The 23,665-nt window shown below is 55.2% G+C and carries 21 protein-coding genes; all 21 read right to left on the bottom strand.

The window, feature by feature from the left end:
* Positions 1-43: 43 nt before the first annotated feature.
* The 21 genes from menE to AACU55_RS13340 all read right to left on the bottom strand — a co-directional run bounded on the left by menE (position 44) and on the right by AACU55_RS13340 (position 23,577).
* Positions 44-1,417 carry an o-succinylbenzoate--CoA ligase gene (gene menE, locus AACU55_RS13440; RefSeq protein WP_134705604.1) on the bottom strand — a complete coding sequence of 458 codons (1,374 nt, stop codon included), beginning with the start codon at positions 1,415-1,417 and terminating at the stop codon, positions 44-46.
* A complete protein-coding gene (menC, locus tag AACU55_RS13435; RefSeq protein ID WP_013574607.1) occupies positions 1,402-2,403 on the bottom strand; it encodes an o-succinylbenzoate synthase in 1,002 nt (333 codons plus the stop codon). Before menC ends, menE begins: the two co-directional genes overlap by 16 nt.
* A complete protein-coding gene (menB, locus tag AACU55_RS13430) occupies positions 2,403-3,260 on the bottom strand; it encodes a 1,4-dihydroxy-2-naphthoyl-CoA synthase (protein ID WP_037036189.1) in 858 nt (285 codons plus the stop codon). The genes menC and menB overlap by 1 nt, the downstream gene beginning before the upstream one ends.
* The gene (menH, locus tag AACU55_RS13425) at positions 3,247-4,044 is read right to left on the bottom strand and encodes a 2-succinyl-6-hydroxy-2,4-cyclohexadiene-1-carboxylate synthase (protein WP_134705626.1); all 798 of its coding nucleotides are present in this window, start codon (positions 4,042-4,044) and stop codon (positions 3,247-3,249) included. Before menH ends, menB begins: the two co-directional genes overlap by 14 nt.
* Entirely contained in the window at positions 4,041-5,714 is a 1,674-nt protein-coding gene (gene menD / locus AACU55_RS13420) for a 2-succinyl-5-enolpyruvyl-6-hydroxy-3-cyclohexene-1-carboxylic-acid synthase (protein WP_134705603.1), read from the bottom strand. The genes menH and menD overlap by 4 nt, the downstream gene beginning before the upstream one ends.
* A gap of 23 nt (positions 5,715-5,737) precedes the next feature.
* Positions 5,738-7,075, bottom strand: a complete 1,338-nt coding sequence (gene menF / locus AACU55_RS13415; protein WP_037036193.1) for an isochorismate synthase MenF — start codon at positions 7,073-7,075, stop codon at positions 5,738-5,740.
* A gap of 235 nt (positions 7,076-7,310) precedes the next feature.
* Positions 7,311-7,619 carry a stress response protein ElaB gene (elaB, locus tag AACU55_RS13410; RefSeq protein ID WP_013574602.1) on the bottom strand — a complete coding sequence of 103 codons (309 nt, stop codon included), beginning with the start codon at positions 7,617-7,619 and terminating at the stop codon, positions 7,311-7,313.
* A 112-nt stretch (positions 7,620-7,731) separates the two neighbouring features.
* Positions 7,732-8,247: a DUF1097 domain-containing protein gene (locus AACU55_RS13405; RefSeq protein WP_037036195.1), complete on the bottom strand. Its 516-nt coding sequence runs from the start codon at positions 8,245-8,247 to the stop codon at positions 7,732-7,734.
* Between the two features lie 192 nt (positions 8,248-8,439).
* A complete protein-coding gene (nuoN, locus tag AACU55_RS13400; RefSeq protein WP_013574600.1) occupies positions 8,440-9,900 on the bottom strand; it encodes an NADH-quinone oxidoreductase subunit NuoN in 1,461 nt (486 codons plus the stop codon).
* A gap of 6 nt (positions 9,901-9,906) precedes the next feature.
* Positions 9,907-11,436 (bottom strand): NADH-quinone oxidoreductase subunit M, encoded by a 1,530-nt coding sequence (gene nuoM, locus AACU55_RS13395; RefSeq protein WP_013574599.1) that lies wholly within the window; start codon positions 11,434-11,436, stop codon positions 9,907-9,909.
* A 97-nt stretch (positions 11,437-11,533) separates the two neighbouring features.
* Positions 11,534-13,381: an NADH-quinone oxidoreductase subunit L gene (nuoL, locus tag AACU55_RS13390; RefSeq protein WP_013574598.1), complete on the bottom strand. Its 1,848-nt coding sequence runs from the start codon at positions 13,379-13,381 to the stop codon at positions 11,534-11,536.
* Entirely contained in the window at positions 13,378-13,680 is a 303-nt protein-coding gene (gene nuoK, locus AACU55_RS13385; RefSeq protein ID WP_004936014.1) for an NADH-quinone oxidoreductase subunit NuoK, read from the bottom strand. Before nuoK ends, nuoL begins: the two co-directional genes overlap by 4 nt.
* Positions 13,677-14,237, bottom strand: a complete 561-nt coding sequence (gene nuoJ / locus AACU55_RS13380) for an NADH-quinone oxidoreductase subunit J (protein WP_013574597.1) — start codon at positions 14,235-14,237, stop codon at positions 13,677-13,679. Before nuoJ ends, nuoK begins: the two co-directional genes overlap by 4 nt.
* Before the next feature lie 12 nt (positions 14,238-14,249).
* Positions 14,250-14,792, bottom strand: coding sequence for an NADH-quinone oxidoreductase subunit NuoI (gene nuoI, locus AACU55_RS13375; RefSeq protein ID WP_013574596.1), 543 nt, complete (start codon positions 14,790-14,792; stop codon positions 14,250-14,252).
* A 14-nt stretch (positions 14,793-14,806) separates the two neighbouring features.
* Complete coding sequence (nuoH, locus tag AACU55_RS13370; RefSeq protein ID WP_013574595.1) at positions 14,807-15,784, bottom strand: NADH-quinone oxidoreductase subunit NuoH; 978 nt, start codon at positions 15,782-15,784, stop codon at positions 14,807-14,809.
* Positions 15,781-18,507: an NADH-quinone oxidoreductase subunit NuoG gene (nuoG, locus tag AACU55_RS13365; protein ID WP_037036585.1), complete on the bottom strand. Its 2,727-nt coding sequence runs from the start codon at positions 18,505-18,507 to the stop codon at positions 15,781-15,783. Before nuoG ends, nuoH begins: the two co-directional genes overlap by 4 nt.
* Positions 18,508-18,650: 143 nt before the next feature.
* Positions 18,651-20,012 (bottom strand): NADH-quinone oxidoreductase subunit NuoF, encoded by a 1,362-nt coding sequence (gene nuoF / locus AACU55_RS13360; protein WP_013574593.1) that lies wholly within the window; start codon positions 20,010-20,012, stop codon positions 18,651-18,653.
* Positions 20,009-20,545 carry an NADH-quinone oxidoreductase subunit NuoE gene (gene nuoE, locus AACU55_RS13355; protein ID WP_231576087.1) on the bottom strand — a complete coding sequence of 179 codons (537 nt, stop codon included), beginning with the start codon at positions 20,543-20,545 and terminating at the stop codon, positions 20,009-20,011. Before nuoE ends, nuoF begins: the two co-directional genes overlap by 4 nt.
* Positions 20,546-20,547: 2 nt before the next feature.
* Positions 20,548-22,347, bottom strand: a complete 1,800-nt coding sequence (gene nuoC / locus AACU55_RS13350) for an NADH-quinone oxidoreductase subunit C/D (protein WP_013574591.1) — start codon at positions 22,345-22,347, stop codon at positions 20,548-20,550.
* An 89-nt stretch (positions 22,348-22,436) separates the two neighbouring features.
* Positions 22,437-23,111, bottom strand: a complete 675-nt coding sequence (locus AACU55_RS13345) for a NuoB/complex I 20 kDa subunit family protein (RefSeq protein WP_013574590.1) — start codon at positions 23,109-23,111, stop codon at positions 22,437-22,439.
* A 22-nt stretch (positions 23,112-23,133) separates the two neighbouring features.
* A complete protein-coding gene (locus AACU55_RS13340) occupies positions 23,134-23,577 on the bottom strand; it encodes an NADH-quinone oxidoreductase subunit A (protein ID WP_013574589.1) in 444 nt (147 codons plus the stop codon).
* Positions 23,578-23,665 lie beyond the last annotated feature (88 nt).

Genomic DNA, 23,665 nt, shown 5'->3' with positions numbered 1-23,665 from the left:
GGCCGCATTATGCGGCCTTTATTGTTTATTCCGGGCTATTGTTTTACGAAAGCATTTCTACCCATTGCCGGACGCTCGCCCGCGAGATTTTAATCCCCCCCTGCGACAAAGCCCCGGGCAGCGGATGATAGGCCACCGGCAACTGGAAACGCGGGATCTTATCGCTCAGCCAGCGATTGAGTTCTTCATACACCAGCCCGGCTTGTGCTTCGAGCACGGCGACCGGTCGCTGACCAAATTGCTCATCTTCCACCGGAACCACAAATGCCTGCGAAACCTGCGGGTGGCTGACCAGCACGTTCTCGATATCTTCAGGTTGGATCCCTTCTCCGCCGCTGAAAAACAAATTATCCATCCGCCCGGCCACCTGCAGTTCATCGTCAATCCACGTGCCACGGTCGCGGGTATGCAACCACCCTTGCGCATCAGTCACCGGTGATAGCTGACCGTTTTTCCAGTAACCACTGGCCATACTGGCGGTACGGATCAGGATCTCCTGATCAACGATTTTGACTTCCTTCCCCGCCAATACCTGACCGACACCGGCGCTGCCATCGGCTCGTTTCGCCGTCACTGTGGACGCAGTTTCCGTCAGCCCATATCCGCACCAGCAGCGTATTCCTGCTCTTTCTGCCTGTTCAGTCAGCGCCAGAGGAATTTGCGCCCCACCAAGCAAAACGTCTGTCAGCTTTTCAGGCACCGGCGTGCCTTGCAGCAGACGCCAGAGTTGCGTCGGTACCAGCGAAGCGTGGCTGCATTCTGCCAGCGCTGCATCGAGCGGTTGGTCTTCGGACAGCATCAGCGTAGCGCCAGCCAGCAGCCAGCGCCAGACGATGCCTTGCCCGGAAACATGAAACAGTGGCAGAGAAAGTAACCAGCTATCATTACGGGTGAAAGGGATCAGGTTCAACACACCCGCAGCACTTGCAAGATGGGCGGCAACCGTATGTGCTGCGGCTTTCGGTAAACCGCTGGAACCCGATGTCAGCGTCAGTGTGGCAATACGCTGCGGTTGCCATCCGGCAGAACTGAGCCAACAGGCATTCTGCATGGTCAGTGCGGGAATATTCAGCGGCAGTTCCGGCTCCGCCAGATCCAGTACAAAAGCGATATCGAGTTGCGAAAGCAGTTCATCACATAATGCCCAAGGCAGTTGCGGATTAAGCGGTAACAGGCGCGCGCCGGTTTGTAATAACGCCAGATAGCTGAGTACGGCATCAAGGGTGTTTTTACTGCGCAAAACCACACCCGCGCCCTCGCCCACACCCTGCGCAATAAAACCGGCTGCCAGCGTGTCGATGCGGTGCTGTAAATCACGCCAGCACCAGGTGATATCTCCCGCTTTCAGCGCTACGGCAAAAGGTGAAAGGTTTGCCCTTTCGCGCCATGGCCAGTCGTTGATCATTTGCTCTGCCACACAATCTCCAGATCAGACACATCCGTTAGCGGTAATTCAGAGCCCGGCCAGCGACGGATCAGCTGCGTCCGCATGAGATCCAGCGTATCCAGCCCCGGAATGGCGTCCGGCGTCAGCCATTGGGCAATGCGCGCCAGTTGTGTCAGCCCGAGACTCGACTCGATGGAGGAACTGATCACAGCTTCCAGCCCTGCGGCATGTGCCTGCGCGATCAGCTGACGGCAACGCATCAGACTGCCGGTCAGCGTGGGTTTGATGATGATCGCCGCCAGCCCGGGTTCGGCCTTCACGGTAAAACCGGTTTCGCGCACGCTTTCATCCCAGGCGATCGCAATACCGGTCAGACGGGCGAAATCGCGGGACTGCTCGCGGGTCAGGCACGGTTCTTCGATAAACGCGATGCGTGAACGCAGTTCGGGCGCCACATGACGGGCAAACCCTTCGGCTTTGACCGGCGTCCAGCTGCGGTTGGCATCAAGGCGCAAATGCAGTTCCGGCAAGGCTTCCAGCAACATACTGACATTCAGACCATCGCCGACGGATTCGTACAATCCCACTTTCACCTTAGCCACTTTCCTGCCGCGAAAATCGCCCGGCAGCGCACCCAGACGCGCATAAAGTTCATTCGGATCGCCATGACACAACGGTGCACAGCGCGTGCTCAGCACTTCGGGCAATTCGCCGCGTAATTCGGCGTCCGCACAACTCAGCCCGAAAGCCACCGAAGGTAGAGCACTGAACGCAGAGGCAACGGCAGCCAGCGAGGCCCCCTGCACCCACTGGCTCAGGCCATGCTGAACGGCATCCTGCGCCTGAGACACATCTTCCACACTAAAACCGGGCAGCGGCGCAACCTCGCCCCAACCCGTTGCTTCGTCCTGCCACAGTGACACCAAAAAACCGTCGCGGGTTTTCAGGCGCTGATTGCGCAGCACCACCCCAGCCTCCATCGGCACGCTGTACCGGTACACCGTGGCGCGACGCATTATGGATTACGCTTAAATTTGCTGAAGTCCGGCTGGCGTTTTTCATTAAACGCGTTGCGACCTTCCTGACCTTCATCGGTCATGTAGAACAACATTGTGGCGTTCCCCGCCAGTTCCTGAAGCCCTGCCTGACCGTCGCAATCGGCGTTCAGTGCGGCTTTCAGGCAACGCAGTGCCATCGGACTGTTTTCCAGCATTTCACGACACCAGCGCACGGTTTCTTTTTCCAGATCAGCCAGAGGAACTACGGTGTTGACCAGCCCCATATCCAGCGCCGCTTTGGCATCGTACTGACGGCACAGGAACCAGATTTCACGGGCCTTTTTCTGACCGACGATACGCGCCATATAGGATGCGCCCCAGCCGCCGTCGAAAGAACCAACTTTCGGGCCGGTCTGCCCGAAGATGGCGTTATCTGCCGCAATGGTCAGGTCACACATCATATGCAGAACATGACCGCCGCCAATGGAATAACCGGCAACCATCGCCACGACTGGTTTCGGACAGGTACGGATCTGGCGCTGGAAATCCAGCACGTTGAGATGATGCACACCGCTGTCATCCTGATAACCACCGTAATCGCCACGCACTTTCTGATCGCCGCCCGCACAGAAGGCTTTTTCGCCTTCACCGGTCAGCACGATCACGCCGATGCCTTCGTCGTTACGGGCATCGTCGAGTGCGCGGATCATTTCTTTGACGGTCAGCGGACGAAACGCATTGCGAACCTGCGGACGGTTGATGGTGATTTTAGCGATGCCGTCGGTAGATTTGTGGTAACGAATATCTTCAAACTCGCCGGTACAATCACGCCATTCGACTGGCGCGTACAGTTCTTTTTCATCAGGATAAATCATGTTCAACTTCCTTTAAGACAGGTGAAGTAATAAATGCCAGCGCCTGACGGGCAAACTCCGCCGGGTTATCACGGTGGGCGTTATGCCCGGCATTAGCGACAGTGCGTAGCCCGAAACCGGATTGCTGCGCAAGATGAATAAATTTGGCGTCCTGACTGCCACACAACCACACAACCGGCAGGGAAAGCCGCAGCAATTGTGCGCGTAAATCAGGCTGTACCGAAAGCGACATGGCCGCCAGCATGGCAGAGACAGTGTGCGGGTTGTTGTTCTCACGCAGCACGATCATTTGCTGGCGTTGCGCATCAGTCAGGCTGGAAAACACCGGCTGGCGATACCAGCTTTCCAGCGCCTGTTTCCACGGTACTTGCAAAAAGCGAGCCGCCCATTGCTGATCATGATGGCGGCGTTGTGCGCGTTCAGCCTGACAGGTCAGCCCCGGATGTGCGCCTTCCACCAGCAGCCCCTGCAATCCGCTGCAATCACCCTGACAGGCGTGATACAGACTGATGCGCCCCCCCAGCGAGTAGCCGATCAGCCAGTACGCAGTGACGTTATTTTCGTGCAGGGTATCGGTTAACAGCTGGCTGACATCCGCAAATCCGGTAGCGGTCAGCGACGCGGAACGACCATGTCCCGGTAAATCCACAAACAGACAAGGCCAGCCTTCAAGCGCAGGAAGTAAGGGTTGCCAGTCATCTGCACTGCCCAGCAGGCCGTGGAGAAACACCAGCCACGGACGGTCTTTAACCTCTGGGTTGAGTGTGTGACAGGCCAGCGTCATGATGCGCTCATCTCCTTCACCAGCGAACGCAGGCATTCTGCCCCTTCTGTCTCACTGACTTTCAACTCGATCAGTTTCACGCCGCCATGCTGCCAGCATTGTCTGACGGCATGATGAAGCTCAGACAACGATGCCGGACAGGCATAATCCAGACCAAACATCGCTGCCGCATGGCTGAAGCTGACGTTCTGCGGCATGCAGTAAAAACGCTGCCGCTCGGCTTCGGGCGTTGGCAACAACGAGAAAATTTGTCCACCATTGTTATTCACCACAATAATCACCGTCGGCGCGGAACACTGACGCATCAGCGCCAGCGCGTTTAAATCATAAAGTGCAGAGATATCACCCAGCAGCACCAGCGTCGGTTTGCAGGTCGCACGCTGCACACCTGCGGCGGTGGACAGCAGCCCGTCAATACCGCTTGCCCCGCGATTGGCGAAAACAGGATAACCGGCGGGGAGTTGGGCAAAGGCATCCACCAGACGAACAATCAGACTGTTGCCGAGAAATAACTGGCCGTGCTCAGGTAATAAAGCCGGAAGCTGCCACGCTGCGGCGGCCTCGCCAAATACACCGTCGAGACGGATTTCAACCGCATGTAACGCCCGCTGCGAGCAATGCTCAAGGGCTTCTGCCCAGTCAGGCTGAGGCTGTGCCGGGTGAGCCTGTAACCATTCACTGACGCGGGCCTGTAGACGACGACCGCGATGCTGCGCCGGATCCTGACGGCCTGACAGCGGGTCAACCAGCCAGTATTCATCGGGTTGACAGGTCGCCTGCCATTGCAGCAGGCGCTTACCGGTCAGACCGCCACCGAACTGGATAACCAACTGGACGTGCGCCAGTATCGCCTGCGCCTGCGGCGATGCCAGCCACAAATCTGCGCAGGGAAGCGGATTGCCGGTTGATGCCTGCACATCACTGATCAACGGCCAGCCCAGTTGCGCCGCCCACTGTGCCACCTGTTCACTTTCGCAGGCAGAAAGACGGCCAGCGATAATGACGCCGCGCTTTTGCCGCCAGGAAAACCAGTCCGGCTGCGCGATTGCAGGCAAAACCTGAGAATAACTCAGCCACGGCTGATGCCCCTGCCACCAGTCGCCCAGCGCCAGCAACCAGTCCTGATGCTCGCCGTTGTCCTCGCCATACAACGGTTCGGCGAACGGACAGTTAATGTGCACGGCACCGTGCGTCTGCTGCGCCAGCGTATTATCCAGCGCAGAAACCAGCCAGCGCGCACTGATTTCAGGCGTCGGACGCGGTAAATCCAGCGTCCCGACGGGGTGACTGGCAAACATGCCGGTCTGGCGGATAGCCTGATTCGCACCGCAATCGATGAGTTCCGGCGGACGATCAGCCGTGAGCAACACCAGCTTTTCGCCGGTCAGCCCGGCTTCGATCAGCGCCGGATATAAATTTGCCACCGCCGTGCCGGAGGTGACGATGATCGCCACCCGCTGCCAGCTGGCTTTTGCCAGCCCGAGAGCCAGATGGCCAAGGCCGCGTTCATCAAAATGGGTGTGGCAGATAAGGTGCGGATGCGCGGCGGCGGCAAGGGTCAGCGGTGTAGAGCGGGAACCGGGCGCGATGCACACATGCTGCACCTGATGTCGGGTTAACGCTTCGAGGATAAGCGTCGCCCAGCGGCGGTTAAAGACGGCAACAGACATGTTCAATTCACTCCGGCAAGGGGTTATCCGGCCTGAACGGCAGGCGTGTAATGCTCTTCCAACAAAGTGCGTAAACCAGCGGCTTTGTTTTCGATTTCCTGCCATTCCTGTGCAGCGTCAGAACCGGCGACAATCCCCGCGCCTGCGTAGAGTTCAAGATGATGTCCTTTCACCGTCGCCGAACGTAACGCGACGGTAAATTCACTTTGTTCAGCGCTGAGATACCCGGCGGAACCGGCATACCACTCGCGGTCAAAAGGCTCAAATTCGGCGATAAATTCACGCGCGGCCTGACGGGGTAATCCGGCCACTGCCGCGGTCGGTTGCAGACGTTGCAGACAAGCAGCGTCATCGGGGTCGGTCAGCTCACCGTGAATATTGCGGCGTAAATGCTGCACCTTGCGCAGACGTAAAATCTCCGCTGGCGTCACATCCAGCGAATGCGCCCCGCCCTGTAAGCGCTGGCAGATATCGTCGACGACCAGTAAATTTTCGCGTTGGTTTTTGCCATCGCTGAGCAGCCAGTCCCCCAGCGCCCGCGCTTCCCGGTCATCGGGATGATTGGCCACGGTTCCCGCCAGCGCTTCGGTATAGAGTTCGGTGTGATCACGCAGGAATAAACGTTCCGGGCTGGAGCCCAGAAACGCCTGTTGCGGGGTAAAAGCCAGCATGAAATGGTAACAGTGATGATTAACGTCGCGGCTGGCGGCAAGAAATGCGCAGGCATTCAGCGGCTGGCTGAGCGTTAAGGTGGTTTTTCGCGCCAGCACCACTTTGTCGAACTGATGCTGCTCAATACCCGACAGCGCGCGGTCTATCAACTGTTTCCACTGAGGCTCGTCCGGTAAATGATGATGTTGCAATACACGGGAAGCGATCGACGGTAAGGCGCGGCTGACGACCAGTGAACGTAAAAATAAGCGGGTGCGGCGTGCCTCATCGCGTAAAGAATGTGGGCTGAAAACGGTACACCGCAGCCAGTAACTGTTTCCCTGACGGCAAAGTTCGATGCGCGGAAGAAACAGTGCGTTGGCAGCTATTGCAGCCCCGTCAGCCCCGTTAAACGCATTCAACCCCCAGATATGCAAATCGGGTTCATCCTGGTGCTCGCGGATGAACGCCTGTGCCCGGGCGGTATCGCAAAATGAGTAGGCATCACCACAAACAGCGGCTTCTTCATTGCCATCACGATGTTGCCAGTAGAATTTCGGGTAGCAGGGTTGCGCAGACAACCATTCCAGCAGGCCGGTGTCAGGCTGTTTTTGCAGGGAATAACTGAACTGCCGGATCCCCGCCGCATCAGGCCATTCGCCTGCCAGCGTCGTATCAAGCTGCTCAATGATTGCTGATATTTGTTTCACCGCTACCTCAGGCCATACCGGATGTTTAGTGACGGGCAGAAATACCCTTCTGGATCAAAAAACGGGTTGGATCAATTACGGATGAATTATGCGGCGATACGAAAAATGAAAATATGCGACAGATCAAGCTGAAGTGAGTGCCATTAGCTAAGAAGGAGTATAGGCAGGGAGAAAGGAGTAAGCAAACCGGGAGAAACAAAACAGGAGCAGCACACGCTGCCCCTGTTCAGTCAGATTAGCGACGCAGAAGCAGGCCGACAACCAGACCTACGGCAGCACCGACACCCACACCATGCCATGGGTTTTCATGCACATAGTCGTCAGTTCTTTCCGCTACCAGACGGGCTTTCTTGCAGTAAGAGCGTGCAGCCGGGTCAATACGTGATTTGATGTCTTTCAGCGCATTTTCTGCGCGTGCTTTGACCTGAATGTACTTCTCATCCGCTTTGTCACCAGAGGACTTCAGTACTTCTTCCAGCGTTTCAGTCAGCATGCGTAAATCGTCGTCCAGCGAATTTTGCTGTGTCTCAAATTGGTCAGCCATGGTTATCTCCTTATGATGTGTTCGTGTAAAAGCATAGACTGCTTTTAACCCTAGCGTATATCAGGAGTAATTGCCTGAAGGATCCGCCCTAAACTGCAGAAAAACCGAGGAATTAAGAACCTTCTGACCCTTTCGTTTCAGTGAAAACCGCCCCTTTCCTGGCGTCGCTTTGCTGCTTTTCACGCTGTTTTGCCAGCCATAATCCGCTGTTTTTCATTGCATAACCGAATACCAGCCCGACCATCAAAGATACCACCACCTGACGCCAGTCACCTTGTGCGGCGAAAGTCGCGCAGGCACCAATAAAGGTACCCGGTACAAAGGCCAGCCACTGCTGACGCGCCTGAATACACATCAGGAATGCGACGATGCCGGTCAGCAGATAACCAAGAATGCTCCATTCCGGACGCATTGCGCTTCCCGCGATGATCACGACAGCCCAGAATACACCGCTGAGACAGGTCAGCGTGCTGATCAGCAATCCGCGTAATCCGCCCTGCGGACACGCAAAATATGCCGTGCATCCAAGAAAACCCGCCCAGCTTATCAGGCCAAAGCTAATCGCAACCCAGCCCCAGATGCCGGAGAGGATACCGGTGGTAATGGCGATCATCACTAAAACATTCATGGTGTGAACCTGTACTAATCTGAACAAGCGCGCAGTGTACGCATTGGCAGGAATAATGAAATGGGAGAGATCACAAAACCAATGTAATAATTTATTGAACGTACATATAAATGTGATTCATATCACATAAAACAATCAATACGATTAAAAAAGCCGCTCATGTGAGCGGCTTCGTCATGACTTAATGTTTTCTTAAAGCAGCGGTTGCGCCATCTGTACCAGCGAAATCAGCGGTTGCGGGAAGATACCCAGCAGCAGCACCAGAATCGCGGAAATCAGTACGACTACCCCACCCGCCGTGAGCGCCCAGTTGTTTGGCGTATCACGAACCAGCGTTTCAGGCGCGCTCAGATACAGGCTCACGGTGACACGCAGATAGTAGTAGAGACCAATCGCAGAACCGACAACCACAGCACCGGTCAGCCACCACAGATGCGCGGTCACACCGGTCGCAATCACGTAGAACTTACCGATAAAGCCGAGCGTCATCGGAATACCGGCCAGTGACAGCATCATCACGGTCATCACCGCAGACAGAATTGGCTTATGCCAGAACAGACCACGATAAGAGAACAGTGATTCAGCATCCGGCCCTTTGTACGGGCTGGACATCAGACTGACCACACCGAAAGCGCCGAGGCTACTGAACAGATAACCCGCCAGATATACGCCCACAGTTTCCATCGACAACTGGTGCGTTTGTACCGCAATCAGTGCCACCAGCAGATAACCCAGGTGCGCGATGGAGGAATAACCGAGCAGACGTTTGATGTTGCTCTGACTGATGGCCATCAGGTTACCCACCAGAATCGAGCAGAAGGCAATAATGCCCAGCACGATGCGGATGGATTCGCTGTCAGCTACCGGCGCATACAGGAACAAACGCATGACCACAGCAAAGATCGCGATCTTGCTGGCGGTTGCCAGGAAAGTCGAGACCGGTGCAGGTGCGCCCTGATACACATCTGGCGTCCACAGGTGGAACGGAACCAGCGACAGCTTGAAGCCCAGCCCCACAATCATCATGCCCAGACCGGCCATCAGCAGCGGCTGGTGCAGCATCACGCCGTCGCCCAGGTTTTTGCCCAGTGACGCAAAGGACAAATCACCGGACTGTGCGTACAGCAGCGCCATACCAAACAGCAGGAAGGATGATGCGGCAGCCGACAGCAGCATGTATTTGATGGCAGCTTCCAGCGAGCGTTTCTGGCGGTAGGCGTAACCAATCAGGCCGAACAATGGCAGGGAAATCAGTTCGATCCCGAGGAACATTGACGCCAGATGGTTAGAGCATGCCAGCAGAATGCCGCCCATCGCCGCAATGAGAACTAACAGATAGAACTCTTCGCGGTTGTCCGGATAACCGGCCAGCCAAGGGTAAGCAAACGTGCTGGTAGCCAGGCTCGCCAGCAGCACCAGCCCGATGTAGAACATCGAGTAGCCGTCAACGCGCAGCAGCGGTGTGACGTCCTGCGGGCCGACCTGCCCGACGTAGTAAAGGGAAAGTAAGGCAACGTTCAGCCCGATGACTGTCAGTGTGGCATTAAGAAAATGGTCGCGTCGCCACGCAATGGACAGCATCACCACCACCACCGTCAATCCGACGATCATCAGCGGTAATAGTGCGATCAGATTTTGAAGTGTAAATGTCATGGCGAGTTACGGCCTTGTCGTTGAAATAGTGGAAACTGAAGACCCGAACCAGTGCTGAATGTTGCTCATCGCAGCACTTGAAGTATCCAGAATTGGCTGCGGGTAGAAGCCCAGCGCCACCAGCAATACAACAAGTAACAAGATGATCGACAGTTCGCGTGAGGTCATGCCCGGCAGCGGTTCGTCAGATTTTGCTTTGCCATAGTAAGCGCGCTGCATCATCACCAGTGAGTAAACCGAAGCGAACACCAGACCAAAGGTTGAGATGACAGTGATCACCGGCACAACCGGGTAGCTGCCGAACAGGATCTGGAATTCACCGACGAAGTTACCTGTACCCGGCATCCCCAAAGTAGCGACGGCGAAGAACAGCGACAACGCTGGCAGGTATTTAATCCGGCCCCACAATCCGCCCATCTGGCGCATATCACGGGTATGCAGACGTTCGTATAGCTGACCACAGATGATGAACATGCCGGCTGCGGAAAGACCGTGTGCAATCATCTGGATAACCGCGCCCTGGTACGCCAGCTGGCTGCCGGTGTAGATGGCAATCAGTACGAAGCCCATGTGCGAAACGGAGGTGTACGCAATCAGACGTTTAATATCGGTCTGGCAAAACGCCATCCACGCACCGTAGAAGATACCAATGACACCCAACCACATAGCAATCGGTGCGAACTGGTGAGACGCTTCCGGGAACAGAGGCAGACAGAAACGCAACATCCCGTAGGCCGCGGTTTTCAGCAAGATACCGGCTAAGTCAACGGAACCTGCGGTCGGTGCCTGACTGTGTGCATCCGGCAACCAGCCGTGCAATGGCACAACCGGCATTTTCACCGCAAAGGCGATGAAGAAGCCAAGCATCAGCAGATATTCAACACCGTGCGACATTGGCGTTTTCAGCAGGTCGGCATAGTTGAATGTCCATACGCCAGTGGCATTGTAGTGCACAAACACCAGGCCGAGGATAGCAATCAACATCACCAGTCCGCTGGACTGTGTATAGATGAAGAATTTGGTTGCTGCGCTGATACGCGTTTTACCGTCTGACGCTTTGTGACCCCACAAGGCAATCAGGAAGTACATCGGCACCAGCATCATTTCCCAGAAGAAGAAGAACAGGAACATGTCGATGGCAAGGAACACACCGATGACGCCGCCGAGGATCCACAGCAAGTTCAGGTGGAAGAATCCCTGATACTTCTGGATTTCACGCCAGGAACAGAGGATCGCCAGAACACCCAGCAGACCGGTCAGCACCACCATCAGCAGGGACAAACCGTCCAGTGCCAGATGGAAGCTGATGCCAAAACGTGGGATCCATGGCAATGAAAACTCGGATTGCCACTGTGGAATACCCGCAGGCGTCGTTAATGAATATCCTCCCTGCAACCACAATTGCACGGAAAGAGCCAGCGTCAGCCCCATCGCAATCAACGCGATCCAGCGCGGTACTTTGCTCCCAAAGCGCTCAGTCTGCCAGCACAGCAGCCCGCCGATAAAGGGGATAAATATTAGCCAAGGTAATAGCATGGCGTGTCGTTCCCTTCTTTTATGCCCGAAGGCTATTTCACTTGCTGGCCAGTTACGGGAACAGGCCAGCATTGATAACTACACCTGTAATGCAGGCTTAAATCACCAGCAGCAGCGTCAGAACAACGACTGCACCGAGCCCCATTGACGCGACGTACCAACGTACCTGACCGTTTTCGCTGAGAGTCAGACCACGGTTACCCAGACGGGCAAACAGCGCAGGCAGATTCATCATTGAGTTCAGCGGATCACGTTGCAGGAGTTTCGCAACCAGCAGATAAGGTTTGACGAAAATCATGTCGTACAGCCAGTCGAAGCCCCAGGCATGGAACCACCAGGTCGTGAAGAAACGTCCCGGTGCGCTTTTCGCAATGCTGTTGACCAGCGAGCGTTTACCCAGATACAGGGCTGCCGCCAGCAGAATGCCAGCAATTGCAATCACGCCTGATGTGATTTCCAGCGTCAGCACGCTGCCGTGCGCCAGCTCAGTGGTATCCGGCAGTACGCCTTTCAGTGGCGGAACAATCATTGCGCCAATGAAGGTGGACAGAACCAGTAACACCAGCAGCGGCAGGTGGTGAGTGATGCCTTTACCCGCATGGGCTTTAATTTTTTCTTCGCCGTGGAAGACGATGAAGATCATGCGGAAGGTGTACAGCGAGGTCATAAACGCACCGACCAGACCGGCAACCATCAGATTCAGGTGGCCGTTAGCCAGCGCACCCGCGAGGATTTCGTCTTTACTGAAGAAGCCCGCAGTGATGATTGGCAAGGCGGACAGCGCCGCGCCACCGACCAGGAAGCAGAGATAGACAAGAGGAATGGATTTACGTAATCCACCCATTTTGAAGATGTTCTGCTCGTGGTGGCAGGCCAAAATGACCGAACCGGAAGAAAGGAACAACAGTGCTTTGAAGAACGCATGCGTCATCAGGTGGAAGATGGCGGCATCCCACGCCTGAACACCCAGCGCCAGGAACATGTAACCAATCTGGCTCATGGTCGAGTACGCGAGAACACGTTTGATGTCGGTTTGCACCAGCGCAGCGAAACCTGCCAGAACCAGCGTGACCGCACCAATAATACCCACCAGATGCAGAATTTCCGGCGCCATCAGGAACAGGCCGTGCGTGCGGGCAATCAGATAAACACCGGCAGTCACCATGGTCGCGGCGTGGATTAGCGCGGAAACCGGCGTCGGACCGGCCATGGCGTCTGCCAGCCAGGTCTGAAGCGGAAGCTGTGCGGATTTACCCACTGCGCCACCCAGTAACATCAGGGTCGCCCAGGTGATCGCCGTATCGCCTACTGCCAGTTTCTGCGGTGCCAGGATCATCAGTTCACGGAAGTTCAGCGTACCCAGCTCGCGGTACAAGATGAACAGCGCGAAAGCCAGGAACACATCACCCACACGGGTCACGATGAACGCTTTCATCGCAGCCGCACCGTTCGCCGGATGGGTGTAGTAGAAACCGATCAACAGGTAACTGCACAGGCCCACACCTTCCCAACCGAGGTACATCAGCAACAGGTTGTCTGCCAGTACCAGAATCACCATGCTGGCGATAAACAGGTTGGTGTACGCGAAGAAGCGTGAATAGCCTTCTTCACCGCGCATGTACCAGGAAGCGAACATGTGGATGAAGAAACCGACACCGGTGACCACAGACAACATGGTCATCGACAAACCGTCGAGCGTGAGTGTGACGGGAATATTGAAATCCCCGACCTGCATCCAGTTCCACAAATGCTGGTTAAAGACTTCAACACCCGCCGCTTTCTGGCTGAGGAAATTGATACCCACATAAATAGTGGTCAGCGCTGCCAGACCAATCGACCCGACACCAATGGTAGCGGAGGTATTTTCAGACCAGCGACCGCGTGAAAAGGCCAGTAACAGGAAGCCAATCAGTGGGAACAGAATTGTTAAATAGAGTAAGTTCATCCGCGCATCTCACTGACAGTATCAATATTGAGAGTGTGGCGACGGCGATACAGTTGCAGCAACAACGCCAGACCAATACTGGCCTCCGCCGCAGCCAGGCTGATAGCCAGAATATACATCACCTGACCGTCCGCCTGACCCCAGTAGCTTCCCGCCACGATGAACGCCAGCGCTGCCGCGTTGATCATCACTTCGAGGCTGATCAGCATAAACAACAGGTTACGACGAACCAGCAGCCCGGTAAGCCCCAACACAAAGAGGATCGCGGCCAGAATAAGACCATGTTGTAGAGGGATCATGCTCTCTCCTCCGTTTTTCTTTTTGTTGCCATTTCGGTCGTCACCGGTGCGTCACCAAAGACTTCACCGGGTTTGTGCTCACGACCAATATGGAATGCCACGACCAGACCGGCCAGCAGCAACATTGATGCCAGTTCAACCGCCAGAACGTAAGGTCCGAACAGTGCGATACCGACGGCTTTCGCATCAACCATGTCACCTTTGATGCCGTGATCGTGTAACCCGAGGATTGACATGATCATCACCACCAGCAGGATGACAGACAGAACCGAAGGCCCGATCCAGGTGGCAGGTTTGAGCCATGCGCGTTCCTGCTCCTGGACGTTGCCAAGGTTGAGCATCATCACCACGAACACGAACAGCACCATAATGGCACCGGCGTATACGATGATCTCCAGGGCACCGGCGAAATACGCACCGAGCGAGAAGAAGACCGCAGCGATCGCCAGTAAAGAGACGATCAAATACAGCAGTGCGTGTACCGGGTTGGTATGCGTGATCACACGCAATGTCGCCAACACGGCCACCAGGGCTGCAATATAAAATGCAAATTCCATGCTTGCGGCTCCTTAAGGCATCAGACCTTTGACGTTGATCGGTTTGGCTTCGTTTTCAGCTTCGCCTTTCGACTTGCCGTCAATCGCCATACCGGCCATCCGGTAGAAATTGTATTCCGGATATTTACCCGGCCCCGAAATCAACAGATCTTCTTTTTCATACACCAGATCCTGGCGTTTAAATTCGCCCAGCTCAAAGTCCGGCGTCAGCTGAATGGCTGTTGTCGGGCAAGCTTCTTCACACAGACCGCAGAAAATGCAGCGTGAGAAGTTGATGCGGAAGAATTCCGGATACCAGCGGCCATCTTTCATTTCTGCTTTTTGCAGAGAAATACAGCCTACCGGACAAGCTACTGCACACAGGTTACAAGCAACGCAGCGCTCTTCACCATCCGGATCGCGCGTCAGCACGATACGGCCACGGTAACGCGGAGGTGGATTGACCGGAACTTCAGGGTACATCTGGGTTTCGCGCTTGGCGAAGGCGTGCATGCCTATCATCCACAAGCTGCGAACCTGGGTACCGAACCCGACCACTATGTCTTTCAATGTCATGGTTACATCACCCCTTATTGCGCGTTGTACAAAATGACCGCAGCGGTCGCCAGCAGATTAAGTAATGTCAGTGGCAGGCAAACTTTCCAGCCAAATGACATCACCTGGTCGTAGCGGGGACGCGGCAAAGCAGCACGGATCAAAATGAACATCACCATGAAGAAAGCAGTTTTCAACGCAAACCAGATAAACGGCGGCAGGAACGGCCCCTGCCAGCCACCGAAGAACAAGGTGACGATCAGCGCAGAGACCGTCACGATACCGATGTATTCCCCCACGAAGAACAGACCGAATTTCATACCGGAATATTCAATGTGGTAACCATCGGCCAGTTCCTGCTCGGCTTCCGGCTGGTCAAACGGGTGACGGTGGCAAACAGCAACGCCGGCAATCGCAAAGGTCACGAAGCCAAAGAACTGCGGAATGATGTTCCACACATGCGCCTGAGAATTGACAATATCTTGCAGATTGAAAGAACCCGCCTGCGCCACAACACCCATCAGCGATAAACCGAGGAATACTTCGTAGCTCAGCGTCTGAGCGGATGCACGCATCGCCCCCAACAGCGAGTATTTGTTGTTACTGGACCAGCCAGCGAACAACACCGCATAGACGGTCAGACCGGCCATCATCAGGAAGAACAAAATACCGATGTTCAGATCGGCGGCGAACCAGGTCGGGCTAACCGGAACAATCGCAAAGGAAATCAGCAGGGACGTAAACGCAATCATCGGTGCCAGCGTAAAGATGGCTTTGTCGGTGAATTTAGGTACCCAGTCTTCCTTGAAGAACATCTTGATCATGTCAGCGACCAGTTGCAGGGAACCGCCCCAGCCGACACGGTTTGGCCCGTAACGGTTCTGGAACAGGCCCAGCAAACGGCGCTCGCCGAAGCTCATGAAGGCCCCGCAGGTCACCACAACCAGCAGGATCACCACCGCTTTCAGAATGGCGATCAACGAATCGATGACTACAGGTGTAAACCAGCTCATTGTGCTGCCTCCCGCAGATTTTCAACCGTTGCGCCAACCAGCACCGGAGGAATACCCGGTAAGCCCAGCGGCAGGCCAACCTGGCCCTGACTCAATGTTTCGCTCAGACGAACCGGCAATCTGAGGGTCTGACCGGCACAGATGAATTCCACCTGAGAACCTGCGTTCACCCCTAACTGCGCGGCATCTGCCGGGTTAACCATCACGTAGGCTTCTGGCATACGTTGCTGGATAACCTTCGAGCGCTGTGTCATTTCTTCGCTGCCGAACAGGTGATAGTAAGGCGCGACACGCCAGTTATCGCGCTGTGCAGTAAAGGCAGCCGGAATAGTGGTGAAGTAATCGAGTGTCCCCTCACCGGCTTCAATCAGACGCACACCCGGATCACCATGGCGCAGACTGCCGCCAACTTCGCTCTGGAATTTGTTCCAGGCTTGCGGTGAGTTCCAGCCCGGCGCCCAGGCGAATGGCACCTGATTGCGGTTAGCTGTCGGGCTGTTGTTCCCTTCCATCGAGAAGGCAAACATGGTGTCTTTATCTTGTGGCTGACGCGGTTCATGCACGCTGATGTTCGCGCGCATGGCAGTACGACCACTTGAACGTGCCGGAGAACGAGCCAGTTTCTGACCCCGAATACGGAAGCTGGCGTTTGGCGCAGCTTCTACCATGCCTTTCAGCTGTGGCAGTGCTTCAACACAGGCTTCGATCACGTGATCCAACTGAGTCCAGTCAACATGACGGCTGTTGATGGTGGAATGCAGCGAGTGCATCCAGCGCCAGCTTTCCAGCATGGCAACCGTTGTGTCGTAGTAAGCCGGGTCGTAAACCTGGAAGAAGCGCTGTGCGCGACCTTCCTGATTCACCAGCGTACCGTCGCTTTCAGCAAAACTTGCTGCAGGCAGGATCAGGCTGGCTCTATCCATAATGCGCGTACGCTGATGGTCAACAACCAGCAGATTCTGCACCTTGGCTAATGCGGCATCCACTTTCGCTTCCGGCGCCTGACGGTAAAGGTCATTTTCCATCACGATGGCGCTGTCAGCATCACCACGGGTTAGCAACTCAAGCGCTTCATCCAGCGAACCGCCGCCAATCATCGAAAGACCGATGCTGTTGGCCGCAGAGGCCACGAACGTAATGCCTACATCGCTGCCTGCTACTTTCAGCGCTTTGGCGATATTGGCGGCCGCTTCGATGATGGCGTCAGAACCGGCGCTGGTGCCGGTAATGATCAGCGGCTTGCGCGCACCGCTCAGTGCCTGCACGATCACGTCGATTTTCTTGTTCAGGCCATCAGCCAGATCGCTGACCGCGGGCGCAGAATTATCCAGCGCATGGGCGATAGCAAAGCCGAAACGCGCCTGCTCATCGACCGGTGCACGGTAATTGTAAGCCGCGATGTCGTCGAGTTTGGTGTTATCCACGTTGGTGATAAACAACGGATGTTTGGCATGCTGACCGATATTCTGGACTGCCGCGATCTGCCAGTCGGCAACACGCTGCGCCGCCGCCATCGCGCGGGCTTTGCCTTTAACGGCCTGACGCACAGACAGTGCGATACGCGCGCCGGTCTGGGTTAAGTCTTCGCCCAGCACCAGAACCGCATCGTACTCTTCGATTTCACGCAGCGCCGGTGTGTGAACACCGCTGTTGCGCAGAATGTTCAGCATCAGTTGCAGACGGCCCTGCTCTGCTGCGTTGATACCGGTATAGAAGTTTTCGGCACCGACCAGTTCACGCAAAGCAAAGTTGCTTTCAAGGCTGGCGCGCGGAGAACCGATACCGATGGTTTTCTTCGCCTGACGGATAATATCTGCTGCGCCCTGCATCGCCTGTTCAGCGTTAAGTTCGATCCAGTCGTTACCACGCAGCTGCAATGGTTTCTTCGGACGATCTTTCAGGTTCACGTAGCCATAACCGAAACGACCGCGGTCGCACAGGAAGTAATGGTTTACGGTACCGTTATAACGGTTTTCGATACGACGCAATTCGCCGTAACGCTCACCCGGGCTGGTGTTACAACCAACAGAACATTGCTGACAGATGCTTGGCGCAAACTGCATGTCCCATTTACGGTTATAACGTTCAGAGTGCGTTTTATCGGTGAATACGCCGGTCGGACACACTTCGACCAGGTTACCGGAGAACTCGCTTTCCAGCGGACCATCTTCCGGACGGCCGAAATAGACGTTGTCGTGTGCGCCATAAACACCCAGATCGGTGCCGTCCGCGTAATCCTTGTAGTAACGGACACAGCGATAACAGGCGATACAGCGGTTCATTTCGTGTGAGATGAACGGGCCGAGATCCTGGTTGTTGTGGGTACGTTTGGTGAAGCGGTAACGGCGCATACTGTGGCCGGTCATGACTGTCATATCCTGCAGGTGACAGTTACCGCCTTCCTCACACACCGGACAATCGTGCGGGTGGTTGGTCATCAGCCATTCCACGACGCTTTCACGGAATTCTTTCGCTTCTCCGTCGTCGATGGAAATGAAGGTGCCATCAGACGCTGGTGTCATACATGACATCACCAGACGACCGCGCGTGTCTTCCGCATTTTGGTATTGCTTAACCGCACATTGGCGGCAAGCGCCGACGCTTCCCAGCGCCGGATGCCAGCAAAAATAAGGAATATCGAGGCCGAGAGAGAGGCAAGCCTGTAACAGGTTGTCCGCTCCGTCTACATCGTATTCTTTGCCGTCTACATGAATCGTAGCCATAGTCAGCATGCTTCCACGTGGCCCGCCTGACGGCGGGCGTTAATCAAAAATTCTTGCCGGGTTGGCGTATATCACTCGACAGCGCGTCCCTTGTTCCGGGAATTCGCGCACAGCGGGCTCACGTCCGCTGCCTGTTGCCCTCACTACCAACGCTCTTTCAGCAGATTGTTTGGCTGAATGCCTGCAATCGCACGCGCGTTGTTGTAATGCTGTTTGGCGATACCCGCCTCAAACTCTTCCCGGAAATATTTAATCGCACTCTGCAATGGCTCCACAGCACCCGGCGCGTGTGCGCAGAAGGTTTTGCCCGGGCCAAGCTGGCGGCAAAGCTGTTCGAGAGTTTCGATATCCCCTGGCTGGCCTTCACCACGTTCCAGCGCACGCAGGATCTTCACACTCCACGGCAAACCATCGCGGCACGGTGTACACCAGCCACAAGACTCACGGGCGAAGAATTCTTCCAGGTTACGCACCAGCGGAACCATGCCAATTTCATTGTCAACGGCCATCGCCAGTGCAGTCCCCAGACGACTACCAGCTTTACCAATACTGGCAAAGTCCATCGGCAAATCCAGATGATCGGCGGTCAGGAAGTCTGTCCCCGCCCCGCCCGGCTGCCAGGCTTTGAATTTCAGGCCATCGCGCATGCCACCGGCATACTCTTCAAGAATTTCACGTGCGGTAGTCCCAAACGGCAGTTCCCAGACGCCCGGATTTTTTACCCGGCCGGAGAAACCCATCAGTTTGGTGCCGGCATCTTCGCTTTTGCCCGCAGAAATACCTTTGTACCAGTCCACACCGTGCTCAAGAATCGCTGGCACGTTGCACAGGGTTTCGACGTTGTTGACACACGTCGGTTTACCCCATGCACCGGCAGATGCCGGGAACGGTGGCTTGGAACGCGGGTTAGCACGGCGGCCTTCAAGGGAGTTGATCAGCGCGGTTTCTTCACCACAGATGTAACGCCCTGCCCCGGTGTGAACAATCAGTTCGAAATCAAACCCGGTGCCGAGGATATTTTTACCCAACAGACCTGCTTCAGTCGCTTCAGCAATCGCACGGCGCAGGTTCACAGCAGCTTCGATATATTCGCCACGCAGGAAAATGTAACCACGGTAAGATTTCAGCGCGAATGCGGAGATCAGCATGCCTTCCACCAGCAGGTGCGGCATTTGTTCCATCAGCAATCGGTCTTTATACGTACCGGGTTCCATCTCATCGGCGTTACACAGCAGATAGCGGATATTCATGCTTTCGTCTTTCGGCATCAGGCTCCACTTCAGACCCGTGGAGAAACCTGCGCCACCGCGCCCTTTCAGGCCAGCGTCTTTTACCAGATTGACGATTTCTTCCTGGGCCATGCCTTTAAGGGCTTTTTCCGCACCGACGTAACCGTTTTTGCTGCGGTATTCGTCGATCCAGACAGGTTGTTTGTCGTCACGCATACGCCAGGTCAGCGGGTGCATCTCCGGTGTGCGTTCAATGTGTCTTGGGGTATATGTCATGCGTAGCGCTCCAGTAGCGAGCCGATCGCTTCCGGCGTCAGATGGCTGTGCGTGTCCTCATCAATCATCATTGACGGGCCTTTGTCACAGTTACCGAGGCAGCAGGTCGGCAGCAGGGTGAAGCGCCCGTCTTCGGTCGTCTCACCCGGCTTGATGTGCAACTGTTGTTCCAGCGCGGCCTGGATCCCCTGATAACCGGTGATGTGGCACACCACGCTGTCACAGTAACGGATCACATGGCGGCCGACCGGCTGACGGAAGATCTGGCTGTAGAATGTCGCCACACCTTCGACGTCGCTGGCAGGAATGCCCAGAACATCGGAGATCGCGTAGATAGCACCGTCCGGCACCCAACCACGCGCTTTCTGCACGATTTTCAGCGCTTCGATAGAGGCCGCGCGGGCATCCTCGTAGTGATGTTTTTCGTGCTCAATCGCTTCACGTTCAGCGTCACTCAGCACAAACACCGGCGGCGCAACAGGCTCGCTGATATTGATGTACTGAACTTCAGAGTCTTTATTGATATCTGTCATCGTTAGCGGTCCACATCTGACATTACAAAGTCGATACTGCCCAGATACACGATCAGGTCGGATACCAGGCTGCCACGGATTACGGACGGGATCTGCTGCAAATGCGGGAAGCTTGGTGTACGGACACGGGTACGGTAGCTCATGGTGCTGCCGTCACTGGTCAGGTAGTAGCTGTTGATCCCTTTCGTTGCTTCAACCATCTGGAAAGATTCTTGCGCAGGCATGACCGGCCCCCACGACACTTGCAGGAAGTGCGTGATCAGGGTCTCGATGTGTTGCAGTGTGCGCTCTTTCGGTGGCGGCGTGGTCAGTGGGTGATCCGCCTTGAACGGGCCTTCCGGCATATTTTTGTAACACTGTTCCAGAATACGCAGGCTCTGACGCAGTTCTTCTACTTTGAGCATGACGCGGGAATAACAGTCACTGACGCCATCACCGGTCGGCACTTCAAAGTCAAAGTTTTCGTAGCCAGAGTATGGACGCCATTTACGCACATCGAACGGGATCCCCGTGGCACGCAGGCCAGCACCGGTGGTGCCCCAGGCCAGAGCGTCGTCTGCGTTGTAAGCAGCCACGCCTTTGGAACGGCCAATCAGAATGGTGTTTTTCAGCGCCGCTTTGACATAGGAGTCCAGACGAGCTGGCATCCAGTCAAGGAACTCACGCAGCAGACGATCCCAGCCTTTCGGCAGATCATGCGCTACGCCACCAATACGGAACCAGGCCGGGTGCATACGGAAACCGGTAATCGCTTCCACCAGATCGTAGATTTTCTGACGATCGGTAAAGGCGAAGAACACCGGAGTCATCGCGCCCACGTCCTGAATAAACGTAGAGATGTACAGCAGATGGCTGTTGATACGGAACAATTCGGACAGCATGACGCGAATGGTGTTAACGCGATCCGGCGTTACGATACCGGCGAGTTTTTCAACAGCCAGCACGTATGGCATTTCGTTTACACAACCGCCGAGGTATTCGATACGGTCGGTGTAAGGAATGTAGCTGTGCCAGGACTGGCGCTCGCCCATTTTCTCAGCACCACGGTGGTGGTAACCGACGTCAGGCACGCAGTCGACAATCTCTTCGCCATCAAGCTGCAAAATGATACGGAATGCACCGTGCGCAGACGGGTGGTTAGGACCGAGGTTGAGGAACATGAAGTCCTCATTTTCGGTGCCACGCTTCATGCCCCAGTCTTCAGGCTTGAAGGTCAGCGATTCCATCTCGAGTTCTTCTTTCTGCTTAGTCAGCTCGTAAGGATCGAACTCGGTGGCGCGCGCCGGATAGTCTTTACGCAGCGGATGTCCTTCCCAGGTCTGCGGCATCATAATGCGCGTCAGGTGCGGGTGACCGTCGAAGGTAATACCGAACATTTCCCATGTTTCGCGTTCGTACCAGTTAGCATTCGGGAACACTTTGGTGATCGTCGGAACATGAAGATCGTTTTCTGCCAATGCCACTTTGATCATGATGTCGCGGTTACGCTCGACGGAGATCAGGTGGTAGAAAACGGAAAAATCCGCGGCCGGTAAACCGTCGCGGTGTGTACGTAAACGCTCATCAAAGCCATGCAAATCGAAAAGCATGACATAAGGTTTTGGCTGTTTTCGTAAAAAGGTAATCGCTTCCAGTAACTGTTCACGCTTGAACCACACCACGGGAATTCCGGTGCGGGTTGCCTGAACAGTAAAGGCCTCTGGCCCAAAACGGTTACGCAATTCGCCAATAACCGGGTCATCGAGATGATCACGGGTATGCCATGCTGGCAGGGCAGAATCTTGCGTCGTCAAATCTGTCATATTTTTTTCACCACACTAAATGGTCATTTATGCCGTAAGGGGGATATTCATACACACCGCCCCTCAGGGTTGACTCTCAGACCGCAGTGTTAAATCTCGTCCGGCGAACGCAGATTTGTCACGGCAATACGCTCAGCACGTTTACGCTCTTTTTCAGACTGCATATTCGCGCGGTAAACACCCTGGTCGCCAACAACCCATGACAATGGGCGACGTTCTTTACCAATGGACTCCTGCAACAGCAGCAGAGCCTGCATATAGGCTTCCGGACGCGGCGGACATCCCGGGATGTACACGTCGACAGGCAGGAATTTATCCACGCCCTGCACCACAGAATAAATATCGTACATGCCGCCGGAGTTCGCACAGGCGCCCATCGAAATCACCCATTTCGGTTCCAGCATCTGATCGTATAAACGCTGGATAACCGGAGCCATTTTGGTGAAGCAGGTTCCCGCCACCACCATAAAGTCAGCCTGGCGTGGTGAAGCACGCAGAACTTCTGCACCAAAACGCGCAACGTCATGCACCGCAGTGAATGACGTCACCATTTCGACATAACAGCAGGAAAGGCCGAAGTTGTAGGGCCAAAGGGAGTTTTTACGACCCCAGTTCACCATTCCGTGAAGCGACTCCTGGAGATTTCCCATGAAGACGCTGCGTTTAACCTGTTCCTGAAGAGGATCGCCGACGACCTCCTGAGACTGCAGGGGGTAACGGTCGTTCTCACCGTCCGGGTCTATGCGGGTGAGCGTATAGTCCATCTTAATGCCTCGCTTTGACTGCTTACTGAGGGTGACTGTTGGTATTAATCGCCGGGCTTGGTTTAACAGGTCCTTTCGAACGTGTTGGTGTCCAGTCGAGTGCGCCAATTCGCACCAGATAGAACAAACCTGCCAGCAGTACCAAAATGAAAATGGTAGCTTCCACGAATCCGGTCCAGCCGCTTTCGCGAATAGACGTTGACCATGCATAGAGATACAGGGCTTCAACGTCGAAGATGACGAAGAACATGGCGACCAGATAGAACTTGGCGGAAAGACGTAGCCGGGCAGTGCCGACAGAGGCGATACCTGACTCAAAAGGCGTGTTTTTGTAGCGTGCTCTGGCTCTCCCGCCAAGGAACGCGGCGCCCAGTAACATCAGGCAGCAGAGGCCTACTGCAACGACAAGAAAAACGGCGAACGCCCAGTGTTGAGCGATGACTTCAGTGGCTGTTGACATACTCATTGCTTACTCATCAAAAGTGGCACTTTGGCATCTGCTCTGTAAGGTCGGCAGTTTGCGCACCACATCGATTCAAGGGAAGGATTAAAAA

It is taken from the genome of Rahnella sp. CJA17(1/100), assembly GCF_963881615.1.
Classification (GTDB): Bacteria; Pseudomonadota; Gammaproteobacteria; order Enterobacterales; family Enterobacteriaceae; genus Rahnella; species Rahnella aceris.
This window is presented reverse-complemented; position numbering and strand designations above follow the sequence as displayed.

Bases quoted from the DNA above. Each gene is read 5' to 3' on its own strand.
- nuoM (WP_013574599.1), bottom strand. From the start codon at position 11,436: ATGCTATTACCTTGGCTAATATTTATCCCCTTTATCGGCGGGCTGCTG.
- elaB (WP_013574602.1), bottom strand. From the start codon at position 7,619: ATGGCTGACCAATTTGAGACACAGCAAAATTCGCTGGACGACGATTTA.
- nuoH (WP_013574595.1), bottom strand. From the start codon at position 15,784: ATGAGCTGGTTTACACCTGTAGTCATCGATTCGTTGATCGCCATTCTG.
- AACU55_RS13405 (WP_037036195.1), bottom strand. From the start codon at position 8,247: ATGAATGTTTTAGTGATGATCGCCATTACCACCGGTATCCTCTCCGGC.
- nuoJ (WP_013574597.1), bottom strand. From the start codon at position 14,237: ATGGAATTTGCATTTTATATTGCAGCCCTGGTGGCCGTGTTGGCGACA.
- menB (WP_037036189.1), bottom strand. From the start codon at position 3,260: ATGATTTATCCTGATGAAAAAGAACTGTACGCGCCAGTCGAATGGCGT.
- AACU55_RS13345 (WP_013574590.1), bottom strand. From the start codon at position 23,111: ATGGACTATACGCTCACCCGCATAGACCCGGACGGTGAGAACGACCGT.
- nuoN (WP_013574600.1), bottom strand. From the start codon at position 9,900: ATGACATTTACACTTCAAAATCTGATCGCACTATTACCGCTGATGATC.
- nuoG (WP_037036585.1), bottom strand. From the start codon at position 18,507: ATGGCTACGATTCATGTAGACGGCAAAGAATACGATGTAGACGGAGCG.
- menD (WP_134705603.1), bottom strand. From the start codon at position 5,714: ATGTCTGTTGCCGTCTTTAACCGCCGCTGGGCGACGCTTATCCTCGAA.
- nuoL (WP_013574598.1), bottom strand. From the start codon at position 13,381: ATGAACTTACTCTATTTAACAATTCTGTTCCCACTGATTGGCTTCCTG.
- menC (WP_013574607.1), bottom strand. From the start codon at position 2,403: ATGCGTCGCGCCACGGTGTACCGGTACAGCGTGCCGATGGAGGCTGGG.
- nuoF (WP_013574593.1), bottom strand. From the start codon at position 20,012: ATGACATATACCCCAAGACACATTGAACGCACACCGGAGATGCACCCG.
- nuoI (WP_013574596.1), bottom strand. From the start codon at position 14,792: ATGACATTGAAAGACATAGTGGTCGGGTTCGGTACCCAGGTTCGCAGC.
- menH (WP_134705626.1), bottom strand. From the start codon at position 4,044: ATGACGCTGGCCTGTCACACACTCAACCCAGAGGTTAAAGACCGTCCG.
- AACU55_RS13340 (WP_013574589.1), bottom strand. From the start codon at position 23,577: ATGAGTATGTCAACAGCCACTGAAGTCATCGCTCAACACTGGGCGTTC.
- nuoE (WP_231576087.1), bottom strand. From the start codon at position 20,545: ATGACAGATATCAATAAAGACTCTGAAGTTCAGTACATCAATATCAGC.
- nuoC (WP_013574591.1), bottom strand. From the start codon at position 22,347: ATGACAGATTTGACGACGCAAGATTCTGCCCTGCCAGCATGGCATACC.
- nuoK (WP_004936014.1), bottom strand. From the start codon at position 13,680: ATGATCCCTCTACAACATGGTCTTATTCTGGCCGCGATCCTCTTTGTG.